This is a genomic window from Clostridium sp. X, assembly GCF_055755365.1.
Window position 1 is genome coordinate 2,875,937 of record NZ_CM146912.1, and the last position, 17,665, is coordinate 2,893,601.

Below are 17,665 nucleotides of genomic sequence, written 5' to 3' on the forward strand. Positions count from 1 at the left end.
GTAATTAAATAATATTTAATATTATACCATGTTGTACATTAATATTAAACAAAACAAAAGTATAGGAAAATACTTAACTTTACTATATCCATATTTAACAAAGACAAAAGATATAAACATAACAATCATGCAAATTCCATAGAAAAGGTTATATTCAGTTACTGAAGGAGCTATTTTCATCAAAGTATATATTACTCCATCGAGAATAGTTAATATTAAATATAAAAAATAAGTAAGAATTTTTAATAAAGGTTTAATTTTGTAAATAAGAATCCCTACATTTCCTAAAATCACTACAATGGAGTATAAAGGTACTAATATTAAATTTCCCGGAATAAAAAACATACTTATATTTTTAAGTGTACACATTGCATAAGGCATTGAAAAAATCTGAGAGCTAAGTGTAATACTCAAGGATTCATTTATACTCTTAGGTAATTTATATAATCTCCTTTGCAATGTTTTATTATATAAAATAATGCCTATCGTTGCCAAGAAAGATAAATTAAATCCAATATCAAGCACATAATAAGGTTTCACTAAAAGTAGTATCAACGCAGCTAAACTCAAAGAGGAAATCCTATCATAGTTTCTATAGGTTAACTTAGACATCTTTAAAATTAGTATCATTATAAAGGCACGTGCTGTAGATGCTTTACTCCCTGTAAAAATCATGTATATTCCTGAAATTATTAATGCTATTCTTAATCCAAATATACGTTCTAGTAGTTTATATACTATAGCTACATGAAATCCCGATACACTAATGATATGAGATATTCCTAACTTATTAAAATTATCTTTCTGTTCATAGGATAAATATTTCGTATCTCCATAACAACAGGCCATTATTACAGCACCCTTCTGAGAATCTAGCGCTTCACTATATTCTATATATAACTTATGTCGAAAGGAGTAAAGTTTAGTAATAAGGTCTTCTTTTTTCTTAGTATAGTTTTCAACATAATACCTACCCACGTTTCCTCTTGAATAGTCTCTTATTTCCTGAAACTTACCTACAGCTTCAATCCTCTCTCCTTGCCTTATTCCCTCTAGTTCCCCCTCTAAATATACCACTCTCCCCTTATAACTAGCACTGCAATATCCCCTTTTCATTTCTAAAATTCTAAACTCCGCATTATATCCTATATCTAAATTAAAATAAATAAAACAACTCATACATCCTACTATAAAAAAACTACAAACTAAACTAAAGCTCTTTATATCTTCATAAATATAAACAACTGTTAAAAATGACAAAACTACAAGCATAGCCATTAGATATGAAAACTCAAAAACTATAACAGAAAAACATCCTATATAAATAGCTATTGCATAGTAAACTATAGGTCTTCTCATATATTTCTCCTATATTATTATACTTTCATCTATAAACATATTTTTTAGGGCAAATTAATACACCTCATCATGTAATTTTATCCAAATTTGATGAGGTGTAATCAGTACTATATTCTTTTACCCATTCCCTTTGAAAGTTTTAATACAAAGGTTTGTAAAACTAACAAAGGTATTAGTATTTTTAGATTCCAAATTATATTCTTTATATAAAAACTATAACTAAAGTAATTTATCTTTATTAATATAGATAAAATTATAATGTTAACTGTAATTATTAATATAGAAACTTTATTTCTAAGTACATCTTTTAGATGAGCAAAATAAAAAACTAAAATCATAGAACTAAAATTTAAGATTATGAAAAAGTTATTTTTAGCTAATATTAAATCATTAGTATTAGACATATATGACATTAAGAGTATTATAGCTAATTTAAATAACATATACATCCAAAATCCTGATGGTATGCTTTTAGCCAACTTTATATTTAGCTTAAAGTTTTCGTATCTCTTTTTTTCATTATTATTTCTCTGCATAAATATTATTAAAGAACCCATAGTAGTGGTTATACAGTTTAATAGTATAAAAAATATTAAATCAGCTATATTCTTACCTGTCAAATCTAAAGAAACTATTATACATAAAAATTCTATTAAAATCGATATAAGATTAAATATTATTATCTTTTTTATACTTTGTATAATATTTCTGCTTTCCTCTATTAAAGATACTAATCCTAAGAAATCATTATCTCTTACAAATATATCTCCTAATTTCTTTGCTATTTCAGTACATTCCTTCCCCATAGCTATACCTATGTATGCTGCTCTAAAACTAGGTAAATCAGTAAATTTATTTCCTGTAATAGCCAGATTATATCCTATTTTACTAAATAGTGAGGATATTTGCCACTTATGTTTCGGAGTTATCTTTGAATATATTCCTACTCTTTCAACAAACTTTTCTAGTTCAGTTTCATTCATATTATCCATCTCTACACCTGAAAGTACTAGGTCATTTTTATTCAATATACCTACTCTTTTTCCAAAGGATTGAGCTGCAATTTTGTTATCCTCGGTTGTTATTATAGGGCGTATAGCCAGTGTTTTACAATATTCTATTATTTCTTGAACATTATCTTTACTTGGGTTTTCAAATCCTATAAGTCCCACAAAAACTAAATTACTCTCTATATTCTCATTAATACTAGGTTGATAGGTAAAATTTCTATATGCCACTCCTACAACTCGCAATGATTTCAAAGATAGATACAGGTCCCCATCTTTTATATCCACAATGTCTTTAGCAGTGAGTTCTACTTCTATACCATTTTTCATGATATGAGTACATCTATCTAATAATTTATCTACAACTCCCATTACATTAGCTCTATACTTATCTTCCACTCTATTCAATGTAGTCTTTATTCTTTTATCCATATCAAAAGGTATTTGAAAAAGTCTTACTTGTTCTTTATCTAAAACCATTTTATCTATTTTTTTTTGTAATCCATATTTTATAATTGCTTTTTCAATTAAATTTTCTCTTTCTATTTCAGAGTTTATTTTAGAATCATTACATAATAATCCTATACTTATGATTCTATCCAAATTATCCTTATCTTCTTCAATCTCTTCCTGACTTGACTCTATGAGCTTAGAGTTAGTATAGAAACTATCTACATACATAATCTCTTCTGAGAATGTACCTACTTTATCAGTAAACACAATATTCGCACTTGATAATAATTCAACAGAAAACAGTCCTTCAATTTTTACACCTCTTCTATCCATAAGCTTTTTAATTATAAAAGAAAGTATACTTATAGTTAGTATAAGTTCAATCGGGACTAAAATTAAATAACAAAGAACTATTAAATCTATTGCCTTTTTTAAGCTCTCTCCTATTGATATATTATAAATAAATACGCTAATAGATAAACCTATACATATCAAAGAAAATTTACTTACAAATTTGAAAATACTATTTTGAACTTCACTTTTAATATAGTTTGCTTCTAATAGACCCTTTATTATATCATCTATTTGAGCAGTGCTTCCTACTTCTACTACTACCCCTTTACCTCTTCCCTCAATTACAAAAGAGGACTTAAATGCTATATTTTTCATTTCACTTAAAGATATCTCTTTATCTTCAATTTTGGTTTCATACTTTTCTATTATTTCATTATTACCGGTAATTGCCGACTCTTTAATTTTTAAATCCGTACACTCTATAAGTCTTAAATCTCCTGGTACAATATCTCCCTTTTCTAAATATACTATATCTCCTACCACAAGCTCCTCAGCATTAATGCTAATTGTTTTACCAGCTCGAATTACTAAAGCCTTATTAGGTGTAATTTTTGTTATATGTTTTATCTTATTTTCATTATTAAAGTCCTTTACAGAAAAAAATATCGAAGACGCCAAAATAAAGATTAATAGAATCGAGGCAGTTGAATACTCATTAATATAACTTAGTAATAAAACTGTCCCCATTCCACTTAAAGAATATAATTTTGTTATATATTTGATAAATATCCTTATAAAACTCTTACTTTTTAAATCTATACTTTTATTTTCTCCAAATATTGATCTGTTCTCTTGAACTTTTTCTTCTGAAAGACCTTTTTTAATGTCTATATCTAATTCTTTAACTACATCATTCCAACTACTATTATACCAAGCTTTCATAAAAAACCTCATTCACTTATTTTCACTTATAAATTCTATAAATATAGTCGTCTATGGAAAAATATACTTTAGCCAATCTTTGCCATAGATTTTATAAATAATCTAGAAAGTATAAATGAGCCCTTATTAGGCTCATTTATACTTATTTATTTAACTCTAAAACAATTTGAAAGAAAATAGTGTTTCTCTCCTAAATCATCCTTTATTAAAAATAACATAGCATTATCAACTGCTGGCTTAATCTCATACTGAGCAGGCATTCTTACACTTAAAACTTCATACTCCTTACCTTTCGTTAAGTTAACTTCTACTCCTAACTGTTCTTGAGTATTACTATAAAATGTAACTTTTTGAATAGGTCTAATATTTTCTAACATTTCTTCCATAATATTATTCTCCTTTACCCTTTTCATTTTATATCCAATTATTTTTAGCATAAACATAGCTTTGGCTTTCTTTAGAGTCTTTACACTCCATCTTAAGCTTAAACATCGCTATTCCACTTCGGATAAACAGTATTATAACATTTTTATACACTTAATTCAAAATTGATTATTCTATTATATATTATATCTACCTAACTTCTATCTTATCTATAAATTTCTCTATGGTTTTATCTCCTATTCTACTTATGTTTTTCAACTCATCTATAGATAAAAATCCACCTTTTTCCTGTCGGTAATCTATTATTTTTTGAGCAGTTACCTCACCTACACCGGGCAAAGTCATCAATTCTTCTTTTGTTGCCCTATTAAGATTTATTTTATCATTCGAACTTCCTGTCAAATTACTTTTACTTAAATTTGTATTTATTTTATTGCTAGGAAGAGTTGTATTACTAAAATTCATGTCATAAACTTGTTCTCTACTATAGACTATTATACAATCCTCATCATTTAATTTCATAGAAGAATTTATATTCATAGTATCTGCTTTTTCTGTAAATCCTCCAGCTTTATTAATTAAATCATATATTCTGCTCCCATAGTTTAGGGTATAAACATTTGGATTTTTTACTTCCCCTTTAATTTCTACCATAATGCTTTTTAAATCTTCAATATTGGTATTATCTACAATAACTTTATTCTCCATACTTTTAAGATTTGTATTATTTTTAGCTAATACATCCTTTTCATTCTTATTGCTTGGTTGTGATAAGGTATACCCTATAATTAAAAATACTATACACCCTATAATCATTACAATAGACCCAATAAGTTTTTCTTTCTTTTCCATGATAAACCTCCAAATTATATAAGGTATGTTTTTAAAATTCTTGCCATTATTTTAAAAATAATAACCTACATTTGTAATATTTATAAAGGTGATTATCTTTGATATAATTCTCTTTTTTTGGTATACTATTGGTATAATAACAAGGAGGTAGTTTATGCGTAGACTTATAAATTTCATGCTAATATTTGTATTAACGTTATCCTTATTGTCATATAAATCATTTGCAAAGGATTCCATTTCTAATATATCAGCTGATGGAATCATATTAATGGATGCAAAAACTGGTGAAATTTTATATTCTAAAAATATAGATGTCCAGTATCCTCCGGCTTCAACCACTAAGATTATGACAGCCCTTATGGTACTTGAAAATTGTAAATTGGATGATATAGTTAAGGTTGGTAAAAAACCTCCCTTTGCAGACGGTAGTAAAATATACATATTCGAAGATGAAGAGTTTAAAGTAAAAGATTTATTGCATGCTCTTCTCTTGCGATCAGCTAATGATGTAGCAGAAGCACTAGCTGAACATATATCCGGCTCTGTTGAGGAATTCGCCGCTCTCATGAATAAAAGAGCTTCTGAACTCGGAGCCGTTAATACAAACTTTGTAAATCCTAGTGGTCTTTATGATGAAAATCATAGAACTACAGCTAAAGACTTAGCTATAATAATGAAAGAATTATCCAAACATCCTGAATTTATAGAAATTGCTACAACTCCTATGTATTATATTGAACCTACAAATAAAAGTGAAAAAAGACGCCCTCTATCTAACGAAAATAGACTTCTGCAAAAAAATTCTATTTACTATTATGAAGGTTGTGAAGGTGGTAAAACGGGTTACACCGTGCAGTCTAAACATTCTTATGTTGCTATAGCTTCTAAAAATGGTCAAAAACTTATAGCTGTATTACTTCACGACGCTAAGAAGACTTATTGGTCTGACGTTAGAAAGCTTTTTGATTATGGTTTTGAAAACTTCACTTTAAAGACCTTCTGCTCTAAAGGTGATTTATTAGGAAATTTTAATGTAACTGATACTATTAAACTCCCTCTTTTAGCAGCTGATGATTTTTATTATGTTGAATCTAAAGATAATCCTTCAACACCTGAATTCACTATTAATTCAAAAGACATAAGTAAAGATTCTTTTTCCAGAGGAGATAAGATCTTAACTGCTTCTATAACCTATAATAATAAAGAAATTGGCACCTTAGACTTAGCTAGCGGAGAAGATTATTCAACTAAATCTACATTTTTATCTTTAAATAGCGATTCTAATGAGGAATCTAATAATATATTTAATAGCATATTTAGAATTATACTGTCTATTTTCTCTACACTAGCTATTTTAGTTATGGCATTAAGAATTAGACGAAATAGAATTCACAGGAAAAGAAATAGAGAAAATAAATTAATTAGAGATATTTATACTCAAAGATATAGAGATAAAGATTAATTAAAGATAAAAACTGTTATGCATTAATGCACAACAGTTAATTTTTTTATTAAACTTGCAATATCTTCTGGTATTTGACTTTCTAACTTTATTATTTCTCTACTAGTTGGATGTGGAAATTCTAACCTATATGCATGTAGAGCTTGTCTATCAATATATTCTACCTCTTCTTCTCCATATATAGAATCTCCAAAGATAGGATGACCCATACTGCTAAGATGTACTCTTATCTGATGAGTTCTGCCTGTTTCAAGAGTTAACTTAACTAGATCTGCATCATTATAATTATCTATAACTTGAAATCTAGTTATGCTTCTCTGTCCTCTATCATCTATTATTCTTTTTATAGTGCCTTCCCCAACTCTATATATAGGTTTATCGATTACTCCGCTTTTTTCATCAAAATTTCCATGAACAACAGCTAAATAGCTTTTCACAAATTCATCTTTCACCATGTCTCTTGAAAGAGCCATATGACTATAAGAATTTTTAGCTACTAATATTAGCCCTGAAGTATCCATATCAAGTCGATTTACAAGTCTCACTATACTATTTTCACCTTTTTCTTTGAAATAATATAATAATCCATTTGATAAAGTTCCTGAAAAATGTCGTTTAGTTGGATGAACCACTATTCCTTTAGGTTTATCTACTACTATTATATCTTTATCTTCATATATTATTTTAAGTTCCATTTTTTCCGGAATTATATTCTGTTCTTCTTCTCTATTAATTTGTGCCTCTATTATATCTCCAACTTTTAATTTATAGGATAGTCTTTCAATATTTTTATTAACACTTATTCTTCCTTCTCTTATAGCTTTTTTAATGAATCTACTAGATAATTCTCCAACATTCCTTAAATATTCACTAAGTGCAAGACCTTCTTCTTCTTTTTTCACATTAAATTCCAAATTATTATTTTTACTATTCAATTGTAGCTATTACCTCTATTTCTAATAAAGAGTCTTTTGGAAGCTTCGCCACTTGAAAGCAAGATCTTGCAGGTTGTTTTTCAGCAAAAAACTTTCCATAAATTTCATTTACCTTATCAAAATCATCCATATTCTTTAGAAGAACTGTAGTTTTTACTACATTATCTAGATTTGTTCCACCTTCTTCTAATATAGCTTTAATATTTAACATAACTCTTTCTGTTGCCTTTGTTATATCATCATTAATTAGTTCTCCTGTTGATGGATCTAGAGGGATTTGACCTGAAGTAAATAGTAGTTTTCCAACTATAACTCCTTGTGAATATGGTCCTATTGCTGATGGTGCATTCTTTGTGTTTACTATTTGTTTTGTCATATTATTTCTCCTTACTTATTTAAATTATTTCTTATCTTCACCTAGCATGACTATTATATCAAAATCCTCATTATTATTATCAATATTTTTTGAAGTATTTATTTTAAAATCAGTTTTGATATAATTTTGTTGTTTTTTATTAAAACTATTGTTAATCAGAATTGTGCTCTTCTTTGAGGCACTGGTATTTCCTATTTTTATGTTACTATACCCCTTACTTTGAAGATATTTTCTATAACTAGATGCTAATCCTGATTTATTAGTTCCATTTAGCACTTTTATTTTTATATCTTTTTTATTTATATTTTCTTCTACTATATTATCATTTTCATCATAAATTTTATCTAATATTTCTTTATTACTATTCTTATCATATATAAAATACGATATGCCTTTTAAATACTGGGACTCTCCTTTTAGTGTTTCCATACTAACACCCCTAGCTCTTATAAAGTAAAATCCATATTTAATTATTTCATCTGCACTCATATTAGTTTCACAATACTTTGGCACTGTCATAAATATAGTAGGTATTTTAGGAATGATCCAAGGACTTTTTAGTTCTTCAAGAAGTTTTGCCATAAACATATGCTGATTTTCTATTCTTCCTAAATCTCCATCAGCAAGCCCTGTTCCATTATTATTTTTACGCCATCTAAAAAATTGTTCTGCTTTTACTCCATCTAAATTCACAATTTCACCTTTTTTAAAGTGAATGTGTAAGTTTTGAGAAGGATCATCATAGTTCATATTGTGTTCTATCTTCATTTCTACTCCTCCAATAGAATCAATAAGTTTCCTAAATCCTTCATAGTTGACTTTTCCATAGTAATCTATGTCTATATTTAATAGCTTTTCAACTGCATCTACTGCATATTCTACTCCACCTACAGCATGAGCTGAATTTATTTTTATATTTTTTCCATTAAGTCTTATTAATGTATCTCTTGGAATTGATACCACATTTATTTCATCTATTTCACCATTATAGTGAAGCAATATCATAGTATCTGTTCTTTTAGGATCATTTTTATCTTCTACTCCTGGTGTACCCGTATCTACTCCCAGAGCTAATATATTTATAGATCTTTTATTTTCCTCATCTTCTTCAGGAATAGCATTTTTTATCATGGAACTACTTCCATTTATTTTTTTATCGATTTTCTTTGCACCGTCACTTAACCTGGAAAGACCTTGATAAAAATACACACCTCCAACTACAATCACAAAAATCATCATGGTAGAAAGAGCTAATACTATTCTTTTAAATATATTTTTTCTTTTTTTCACCATAGTGTTTCCACCTATCTATTTTGAAGTAAATGATTCCTAGCTTCCACAGTATTTATATGTAAAAGTTGCCCTTTTTCAATTATGTATTTTATAGTTTTGTTAAACGACAACAAAAGCGCTTTATCTAATTCTCCTTTATATGCCATTTCTCTCACCTCATCAACTCCTGGAAAATTTCTGTATGGCTCAATATAATCTGCAAGATAAATTGTCTTTTCTAATAAAGTCATATTTTTTCTTCCAGTAGTATGATATGTTATTGCATTTAAAATATCCTCATCCTGTACTCCCATAGTTATTTTGGCTATGTAAGCCCCCACCGGAGCATGTAATATCTCTTTTATCTGAGTATCTGCTTCAATATTATTATATCCACATTTTTCTATAATATTTAACATTTCCTTGAAATTTACGTATTTTGCACAATCATGTATGATCGCTGCTATTGTAGCCTTTTTTACGTCTTCTCCATATATTTCTGCTAACTTAATAGCTGTATCTTTAACTCTTAGGCTATGTTTTACTCTAGCATCCTTTAGATTCTCTTTCAAATACTCTATCATTTTTTCTTCTGTCCACATATCCATTCCCCCACTTTATTTATATAAATTCATGCTTTCAATTAACATTTCTGCTTTTTGTGGCAATAAATAACTTATATTTTTTCCGCACTTAATTTTTTCTCTTATACTAGTAGAAGAAATATCAAGAATAGGCAATTCTAAAAAAATTATTTCCTTTTCATATATATTCTCTACTTCTTGCTTTTGTCTTAAAATATCTTCTCTATTGTAACCATTTCTACTGAAAACCACGAATTTGCAACTATTTAATATTCCCTGTATATTTTTCCAAGTATATAAATTCATTAGGCAATCTACTCCAGTAATAAAATACCACTGAGTATCGGGTTCTAACTTATTTAAATACCTTAAAGTTTCATATGTATAACTCAAGCCTTTTTTACATATTTCATAATCACTAATTTCAAATCTTTTCTCATTTCTGATTACTTCTTCTATAAGCTTATATCTTATCCATGCATCAGTAATAACTTTATCTGTCTTATGTGGTGGATTTCCTGAAGGCATAAATATAATTTTGTCTAAATTTAAATTATATAAAGCCTCATATACAATGTGTAAGTGTCCATTATGTATCGGATCAAAAGTTCCTCCAAATATGCCCTTTCTCATCATTTATCACCAGCCTTTATGTCTTTTATTATATTATAATGAAAAGTATATCATAAACAAGTATAAACTTATAATTTCCTATAAACTAAAAAAGTAAATTTTAAAGGTAAGAGGTTATATTATAACCTCTCACTCTCCTCTTCTTCTGCATTTATAAAATCTAAATCATCCACTCCTGATTCTATATCCACTTGTACATTAAGTATTAAGTCAGTCTCTTTAATAATATTAGATTTTTTCTTATTAGGAAATCTTCTTTCAAATTCTTCTTGAATATCAAAAATATCAGTTCCCTTTTCTTTATATTCCTCAAATATTTGGTAGCAAGCATCTTTAATATTATTTTCAGCTATCTCCTTAATTTCCTTTAGATTTTGTTCATTTATATGTAACCCCATTTGAACTTCACCTATAATTGTGCTAACTTTAACATTTTTTATAAGCTTTACTTTATCTCCTTCATACTTTAAATCAGTTTTTGTTTTACTTTTCAAAATCTCTAAAGTAACGAAATTCTTTGGAAATTCTGGATTTCTTATTTCAAGTGTTCCTGATTGTATAATATTAAGTAAGAAATTAAATCCTTGCCCTTTTTCTTTAGAAATAGTATCTATCATTTTGTCATTTTTTACTACCGCTCCACCATTTATGTATAATTTATCCTCTCCTCCAACATCCTTTAGAATCTCCAAAAGAGTTACAACACTAGTTCTATCACCTATTAATCTTTGTTTGTAATAATCATGCATTCTCATCTCTACAGCTCTAGATGCTGCTCCAATATTATCTAAAAGTCTATCAATGAAAAGACCGATATATTTAGTTTCTTTAACATCTAGTGCCATAAGTCCAGCAGGATCACCTGCATAAATGCAAATATAGGGCCTTATTAAAAACTCTTGATCCCTATGAAAAAAATCTATAAAGTTGTCTATCCCATATTCCGCTGCCTTTTGTGAAAATACATACACCTTAGCCTGTGTTACGTTAATTTTATAGCTAGTTCTTAAAGTTATTGTTCTTAAAGCTTCAAAAACTGTTTTTCCTTCTCCTCTAAAAGCCACTCGTTCTCCACTAGCAGTGCCTTCAACACTTCTAAAAGCTTCTATATATACAATAGGATTATTATTGTTATCTATATCTATAACTATAGCAGTTGCGAATATTAGCTTATTTATATCTCTGTAATTAAAGCATCCCGTAAATAGCAAAGATAGAGCTATCCATAAACATAATATAACTTTTCTCATTTATTATCATCCCCATCAAATAATATATTTGATATTTTGTTTAAGTCACCTCTAAATATAACATCTTTATATCCTAAAGTTTCCATACTACCTATAGGGTATAGATGTGGATAACCACAACTTCTTAGTGATGCCATGTGAGCTAAAAGTATAAACACTCCTGTATAAAAACCTGGTAATCCACACATTGCTGCTAGAATTAATATGAGGTTATTCCATATTCCTATAGCCCTATAAAGATTAGGAATTAAAAATGTTGAAATAGCCACTATGGATACCATAACTATAGTGGCTTGAGATGCAAGTCCTGCTCCAACTGCTGCCTCTCCTAGGATAAGTGCTCCAACTATACTCATAGTCTGACCTGTAGGCGCTGGAAGCCTAATTCCGGCCTCTCTTAATAATCTAAAGAAAAATGTCATTAGCAATACCTCTACCACTGTAGGAATAGGAACTCCAGCTCTTGATATTCCAAGCCTAAAAATAAATTCAGTAGGTACAAGCTGAAAATGGTGCGTTGTTAATGCCATATATAATCCTGGTAAAAACATAGATAAGAAAAAGGCTAACCATCTTTCTATTCTTGCAGCATAGGCGTAATACTTATTTAAGTAATAATCATCTGATGCCATTAGATTTTCTATAAAGAAAAAGGGAGCCGTTAGTACAGTAGGACTTCCTTCAACTATAATAGCTACTCTTCCTTCAAGTAATCTTGAAGATACCTTATCTGGTCTTTCGGTATATCCTATAGTATCAAAAATCGTGTGCTGTTGCTCAAGTGCTTCCTCAATATAATTACTATTCATCACAAAATCATTATTCATATTTTGAACCTTATTTTTTACATAGTTCACCAACTTCTCAGGTGCAACTCCTTTTATATACACTATTGCTACTGTAGTATTTGATTTTTTGCCTAAAATTAGGGTTTCAAATTTTAAATTTTCATTTTTTACTCTTTTTCTTATTAATCCTACATTATCAATAAATGATTCATTAAAAGCTTCTAGAGAACCTTTTATTACATTTTCCTTTACTGATTCCGGTACATTTCTTTTAGGATAATTTCTAGCTTCACAATATATAGCAGAATTCCAAAAATCAAAAATTAGCACTACATTTCCAGCTAATATTTGCATAACAGCCTCTTCTTTTGACTTTACATCTCCCAGAATATTTGCATGAAGAATTTGCTCTTTTACAGCATTTATGTCCGTATATTCATTATCTTCCATTAAACTTTGGAATATATGTTCACTTATAAATTTTTTGTCACTTAATGTGTCTATAAATACTCCATATATTGTGCCTTTTTTTACTGTAATTTCTCTAATATTAACATCAAAACTATCCTTCAATTTTTCTTTTATATAATCAATATAATTTTCTTTCATTTTAATCACCCTTAATATTGTTTGAGAGAAAGCAGAATATTATTCCTATGATTTGTTTATAATACTAATCATAGGAAATGTATTCCATAATTATTCACAAATTAATGAAAGGCGGATAAAATGGATAAATTCAATACAAAACATTTAATGTTTGCACTATGGGGCGTTTCTATAATTTCTCTTAAAACCTATCCTAATATTATTATAAAATACGGGAAAAGAGATTCTTGGATTGCTGTCATAGTAGCTTCTATATTAATTTTTCTCTTTATGGTTTATGTTATGAAGATTTGTGTTAAGACTAACTCTTATAATATGTATGAAATTTATACTAAAGCGGTTGGTAGAGATTTTGGGCATGTATTTTATTTTTTATTTATGTTCACCTTATTTTTAACCTTAATAGAGTGTGGTGCTGTAGAGTCAAATTCTATGCATCAAAATATGCTTTTGGAGTCACCAGTATGGTATATATTGATATTCTTTATTTTAGGAAGTATGTATTGTGTAAAAAAAGGTCTTAGATCTCTTATTATCATTACTATAGTAGGAATTGTAGGGGTAATGATAGCCGGAATCAACTTAGGAATATTAACCGCAAAGTATAAACAAAATAAATTTCTCTATCCTATTTTAGAGAATGGTTTCGATCTTAATATGGTTATGGCTAGTATTAAAGCACTAGGGTCCTATGCCGGTGTAGCTATTGTATTTCCATACATTAATGAAGTTTTCAATAAAAAGCACTTAGTAAGATTTTCTGCTGCGGCTTTAATTATAGTAATTCAAATGGAAGTATACGCTATGATAGGAATAATCACTACCTTCGGATATAAAAGAGCCCTAACAATTTACTATCCTAAACTTATACAAACTCAATTAGTAAGTCATTTTGACTTCCTAGAAAGTGGTGAGCTATGGGTAATGCTTCAAATCGTTGGAGGATGGTTTTTGAAGTACTGTCTTACTTTCTATGCTTTATTAAAGCTTTTAGAATCCATTTCTGACATTCCTAAGAAAATTCTCATCCCCCTTATTTCTATAATAGTATTTCCATTGTCTTATTTTTCTGGAAAAAATGGTTTTCTATTATTAAAGTTACTAGATATTTATAATTATATTTCTTTAGTAAATTTTGTAGTAATACCTGCTATAATATTTAGTATCTACATGCTAAGATCTTCGAAAAAAACATCTAAAAAAGAACAAAAATAAGGCTAAACTGTTATATATTTTAACAGTTTAGCCTTATTTTTGTTTGTTTAAGGTAATTCTATTTTAGGTTTATTTTTAGATCTTTTATATAAAACAAATATACTACCTATTGCCTGAACACCTTCACATCTTATTTCTTCACATATAATATCCGAAGCTTCTCTTGCCGTTATACCACTATTGTTCAAAACCTTTAGTTTAATAATTTCTCTAGCTTCTAATGCATCTTCTATTTGTTTTAAAAAAGTTTCTTCTATACCATTTTTTCCAACTTGAAAAATAGGTTCCATGGTATTTGCAAGCCCTCTTAAATAACTTCTTTGTCTACTACTAATCATTAATCTTCCTCCTACATTAAGAATTCGAATTCAAAATCATTAAGTTTAACAATATCACCATCTTGAATTCCTAATTCCTTTAACTTATCCATTACGCCTTTATTTTTTAATACTTTATGGAAGTATCTTAATGAGTCTGGATCATTTACATTTACACTAGCTAATAATCTATCCACAAAACTTCCTTCAATTGTATATACTCCATCTTGAACATGTATATCATAAGTAAATTTCTTCTCTTCTTCAATGTACATCTCTTCTGGATCTATTTCTAAATCTTTTACAGGTATAGTGCTCAATTTCCTTGCAACTTCTTTAATTAAAGAGTCTACTCCTTCTCTTGTTGCAGCAGAAATCTTAAACACTTCATTGTATCCCATTTCATTTAGCTTTGTCTTAAAAGTTTGAAAAACCTCTTCATCATATAGCATATCACTTTTATTTGCAGCAACAATCTGAGGTACATCTTCTAGTTTTATATTATAATTCTTAAGTTCTTCATTTATTTTTATAAAATCTTCAATAGGATCTCTTCCTTCAACTCCTGATATATCTACTACATGAACTAAAAGTCTAGTTCTTTCAATATGTCTTAAAAAGTCAAATCCAAGTCCAACACCTTCTGAAGCTCCTTCTATTAGTCCTGGAATATCTGCCATTACAAAGGCTGGTATTCCTTCTAATTTTACAACTCCTAAATTAGGTTTTAAAGTTGTAAAATGATAGTTAGCTATTTTAGGTTTCGCTTTGCTCACCATTGATAATAGAGTTGATTTACCTACATTAGGGAATCCGATAAGTCCAACATCTGCAAGAAGTTTAATCTCTAAGCGTATCCATCGCTCTTCTCCCGGCATTCCCGGTTCTGCAAAAGTAGGCGCTTGTCTTGTAGATGTAGCGAAATGAGTGTTTCCTCTTCCACCCTTACCTCCTCTAGATATTACATACGTATCCCCATCATGAGCTAAGTCTACCATTATTCTATTGCTATCAGCATCTCTAACAATAGTACCCATAGGTACACTTATATATAAATCTTCTCCCTTTTTACCATAACATTTAGAGCCTGAACCACTTTCCCCATTTTCTGCAAGATATTTCTTTTTATAAGTGAAGTCTAAAAGAGTAGTTAAATTTCTATCAGCCTTAATGATTACACTACCCCCATTACCGCCATCTCCACCATCTGGTCCACCTAAAGGAATATATTTCTCTCTTCTAAAAGAAATGGAACCGTTGCCGCCATCTCCAGACTTTACAAAAATTTTAGCTGTATCAATAAACATGTAATATCACCTTACCTTAATTATTTACTGAAAGTTTTTATGAATTTTTATGGATTAAATAAAAGTTAGCCTATACGCAAAAGTATTATTTACTATATATTTGTGTATTTTAACATCACTTAAGTCTGAGCTGATTTCTTCCCAATCATCCATCCATTCTAATTCATTTACACTAGATTCATTATTAGCTATTAACAAGCTTTCTCCAATTTCATCTTCAAAGATATATATATACACAAACTTAAATTTGTTATTTTCTATCTCATTAAATATATTATTTACTAAAATATTTTTTTTATTGTATTCGTATGAAAACACTTCTTTAGAAAAAACTTCAATTTCTATATCTAATTCTACTGTAATTTCTTTCTCCCATAAGTTTCTAATATTTTGTTCCATAAAGAAACCTAGATACTGATCTCCTAATGCATATATTTTACTAATGGTTTTATTTTCTTCTATAACCTTGTCTAGATATTTCTTCATCTCTTCTTCTTTTTTTAATTGCAAATATCCATAAATCACCTGGACATTATTCATAAAGTCATGTCTTTGTTTCCTATACAGATCTATAAATTTATGAAAATATTCCATTTTTCTCCCCCACCAATGAATTTTAAAAAAGCACCCTATTGGGTGCCTTTAATTATTCAGCTACTTCTTCAATATCAACAGGATATACGCTTGCTTGCTTCTTATCTCTGCCAACTCTTTCGTATTTAACTATACCGTCTACTTTAGCGAAAAGAGTATCATCTCCGCCTCTTCCAACGTTGTTACCTGGGTGGATTTTTGTTCCTCTTTGTCTTACAAGAATGTTTCCAGCAAGAACAAATTGTCCATCTCCGCATTTAGTTCCAAGTCTTTTAGATTCAGAATCTCTACCGTTCTTAGAGCTACCTACTCCTTTTTTATGAGCAAATAATTGAAGGTTCATTAGTATCATTGACTACACCTCCTCTACCTTTACATTTATATAATCGCAATAATTCATTTCCATACTTTTAAGTCCAAGTACCATCGTCTGAAGTAAAACCTGGCATCTATCTATGTCTTCCATGGATTTCTTCTCTAGGCTTAAACTTAAAAATCCATCTTTTATGTAGTATTCTACATGGATTTCAAGAACTTCTAGAATCCCAATTAGAGTGGTTTGTGAAATTGCTGATATAGCACTACATACTATATCTTCTCCCTCTACATCAAACCCTGCATGGCCTTCTATTTTAAAAGCTACTAGCTTTTCATTTTTCTTCTTAAAAATAACATTTGTCATAATTAAGCTTGTATTTTTTCGATTTGTAATTTAGTGTATGGTTGTCTATGTCCATTTTTCTTTCTTGAATCTTTCTTTGGCTTGTATTTAAACACGATTACTTTCTTAGCTTTTCCTTGTTTAAGTACTTTAGCAACAACCTTAGCTCCATCAACTACAGGAGATCCAACTACTAAACCTCCATCTTTGCTTACAGCAATAACTTCAGTTATTTCAACGTTTGAATCTACTTCAACATCAAGTTTTTCAACGAATAAAACGTCTCCTTCTTGAACCTTGTATTGTTTTCCACCAGTTTGAATAATAGCGTACATTTAAGAACACCTCCTTATAAGAGTCTCGCCGCCGTC

The 17,665-nt window shown here is 28.9% G+C and carries 19 protein-coding genes; 2 read left to right on the forward strand and 17 right to left on the reverse strand.

Annotated elements, in window-relative coordinates; all coding sequences use genetic code 11:
• Positions 1–21: 21 nt before the first annotated feature.
• From ACX0KU_RS14465 to ACX0KU_RS14480, 4 genes are all read right to left on the reverse strand, one after another.
• Positions 22–1,359 (reverse strand): ComEC/Rec2 family competence protein, encoded by a 1,338-nt coding sequence (locus ACX0KU_RS14465; RefSeq protein ID WP_472990673.1) that lies wholly within the window; start codon positions 1,357–1,359, stop codon positions 22–24.
• Positions 1,360–1,466: 107 nt separating this feature from the next.
• Entirely contained in the window at positions 1,467–4,055 is a 2,589-nt protein-coding gene (locus tag ACX0KU_RS14470) for a P-type ATPase actuator domain-containing protein (protein ID WP_472990674.1), read from the reverse strand.
• A 146-nt stretch (positions 4,056–4,201) separates the two neighbouring features.
• Positions 4,202–4,441: a hypothetical protein gene (locus ACX0KU_RS14475; RefSeq protein WP_472990675.1), complete on the reverse strand. Its 240-nt coding sequence runs from the start codon at positions 4,439–4,441 to the stop codon at positions 4,202–4,204.
• A gap of 187 nt (positions 4,442–4,628) precedes the next feature.
• Complete coding sequence (locus ACX0KU_RS14480; protein ID WP_472990676.1) at positions 4,629–5,291, reverse strand: helix-hairpin-helix domain-containing protein; 663 nt, start codon at positions 5,289–5,291, stop codon at positions 4,629–4,631.
• A 154-nt stretch (positions 5,292–5,445) separates the two neighbouring features.
• Here ACX0KU_RS14480 and ACX0KU_RS14485 point away from each other — a divergent pair, with 154 nt between their 5' ends.
• Complete coding sequence (locus ACX0KU_RS14485) at positions 5,446–6,753, forward strand: D-alanyl-D-alanine carboxypeptidase family protein (protein ID WP_472990677.1); 1,308 nt, start codon at positions 5,446–5,448, stop codon at positions 6,751–6,753.
• A 23-nt stretch (positions 6,754–6,776) separates the two neighbouring features.
• Here the strand turns inward: ACX0KU_RS14485 and ACX0KU_RS14490 are convergent, their stop codons facing one another.
• The 7 genes from ACX0KU_RS14490 to ACX0KU_RS14520 all read right to left on the reverse strand — a co-directional run bounded on the left by ACX0KU_RS14490 (position 6,777) and on the right by ACX0KU_RS14520 (position 13,200).
• Positions 6,777–7,688 carry an RluA family pseudouridine synthase gene (locus tag ACX0KU_RS14490; RefSeq protein ID WP_472990678.1) on the reverse strand — a complete coding sequence of 304 codons (912 nt, stop codon included), beginning with the start codon at positions 7,686–7,688 and terminating at the stop codon, positions 6,777–6,779.
• A complete protein-coding gene (locus ACX0KU_RS14495) occupies positions 7,681–8,064 on the reverse strand; it encodes a RidA family protein (protein WP_472990679.1) in 384 nt (127 codons plus the stop codon). The genes ACX0KU_RS14490 and ACX0KU_RS14495 overlap by 8 nt, the downstream gene beginning before the upstream one ends.
• A gap of 24 nt (positions 8,065–8,088) precedes the next feature.
• Positions 8,089–9,357: an LCP family protein gene (locus tag ACX0KU_RS14500; protein WP_472990680.1), complete on the reverse strand. Its 1,269-nt coding sequence runs from the start codon at positions 9,355–9,357 to the stop codon at positions 8,089–8,091.
• Between the two features lie 11 nt (positions 9,358–9,368).
• The gene (gene yqeK / locus ACX0KU_RS14505) at positions 9,369–9,938 is read right to left on the reverse strand and encodes a bis(5'-nucleosyl)-tetraphosphatase (symmetrical) YqeK (RefSeq protein ID WP_472990681.1); all 570 of its coding nucleotides are present in this window, start codon (positions 9,936–9,938) and stop codon (positions 9,369–9,371) included.
• 15 nt (positions 9,939–9,953) lie between these two features.
• Positions 9,954–10,556, reverse strand: a complete 603-nt coding sequence (nadD, locus tag ACX0KU_RS14510) for a nicotinate-nucleotide adenylyltransferase (protein WP_472990682.1) — start codon at positions 10,554–10,556, stop codon at positions 9,954–9,956.
• Between the two features lie 116 nt (positions 10,557–10,672).
• Positions 10,673–11,803 carry a Ger(x)C family spore germination protein gene (locus tag ACX0KU_RS14515; RefSeq protein ID WP_472990683.1) on the reverse strand — a complete coding sequence of 377 codons (1,131 nt, stop codon included), beginning with the start codon at positions 11,801–11,803 and terminating at the stop codon, positions 10,673–10,675.
• Positions 11,800–13,200, reverse strand: coding sequence for a spore germination protein (locus ACX0KU_RS14520; RefSeq protein ID WP_472990685.1), 1,401 nt, complete (start codon positions 13,198–13,200; stop codon positions 11,800–11,802). Before ACX0KU_RS14520 ends, ACX0KU_RS14515 begins: the two co-directional genes overlap by 4 nt.
• Before the next feature lie 120 nt (positions 13,201–13,320).
• Here ACX0KU_RS14520 and ACX0KU_RS14525 point away from each other — a divergent pair, with 120 nt between their 5' ends.
• Complete coding sequence (locus tag ACX0KU_RS14525; RefSeq protein WP_472990686.1) at positions 13,321–14,415, forward strand: GerAB/ArcD/ProY family transporter; 1,095 nt, start codon at positions 13,321–13,323, stop codon at positions 14,413–14,415.
• Positions 14,416–14,462: 47 nt separating this feature from the next.
• Here ACX0KU_RS14525 and yhbY read toward each other — a convergent pair whose 3' ends face one another.
• Genes yhbY through rplU form a run of 6 tightly spaced genes read right to left on the reverse strand, consistent with a single transcriptional unit; the run spans position 14,463 to position 17,629 of the window.
• The gene (gene yhbY, locus ACX0KU_RS14530) at positions 14,463–14,753 is read right to left on the reverse strand and encodes a ribosome assembly RNA-binding protein YhbY (RefSeq protein WP_472990687.1); all 291 of its coding nucleotides are present in this window, start codon (positions 14,751–14,753) and stop codon (positions 14,463–14,465) included.
• Between the two features lie 11 nt (positions 14,754–14,764).
• The gene (gene obgE / locus ACX0KU_RS14535; protein WP_472990688.1) at positions 14,765–16,039 is read right to left on the reverse strand and encodes a GTPase ObgE; all 1,275 of its coding nucleotides are present in this window, start codon (positions 16,037–16,039) and stop codon (positions 14,765–14,767) included.
• A 54-nt stretch (positions 16,040–16,093) separates the two neighbouring features.
• Positions 16,094–16,633: a Spo0B domain-containing protein gene (locus tag ACX0KU_RS14540; protein WP_472990689.1), complete on the reverse strand. Its 540-nt coding sequence runs from the start codon at positions 16,631–16,633 to the stop codon at positions 16,094–16,096.
• A gap of 52 nt (positions 16,634–16,685) precedes the next feature.
• The gene (gene rpmA, locus ACX0KU_RS14545; RefSeq protein ID WP_472990690.1) at positions 16,686–16,985 is read right to left on the reverse strand and encodes a 50S ribosomal protein L27; all 300 of its coding nucleotides are present in this window, start codon (positions 16,983–16,985) and stop codon (positions 16,686–16,688) included.
• A 3-nt stretch (positions 16,986–16,988) separates the two neighbouring features.
• On the reverse strand, positions 16,989–17,315 hold the full coding sequence (locus ACX0KU_RS14550) for a ribosomal-processing cysteine protease Prp (RefSeq protein ID WP_472990691.1): 327 nt from the start codon (positions 17,313–17,315) through the stop codon (positions 16,989–16,991).
• A 2-nt stretch (positions 17,316–17,317) separates the two neighbouring features.
• Positions 17,318–17,629, reverse strand: coding sequence for a 50S ribosomal protein L21 (rplU, locus tag ACX0KU_RS14555; protein ID WP_472990692.1), 312 nt, complete (start codon positions 17,627–17,629; stop codon positions 17,318–17,320).
• Positions 17,630–17,665 lie beyond the last annotated feature (36 nt).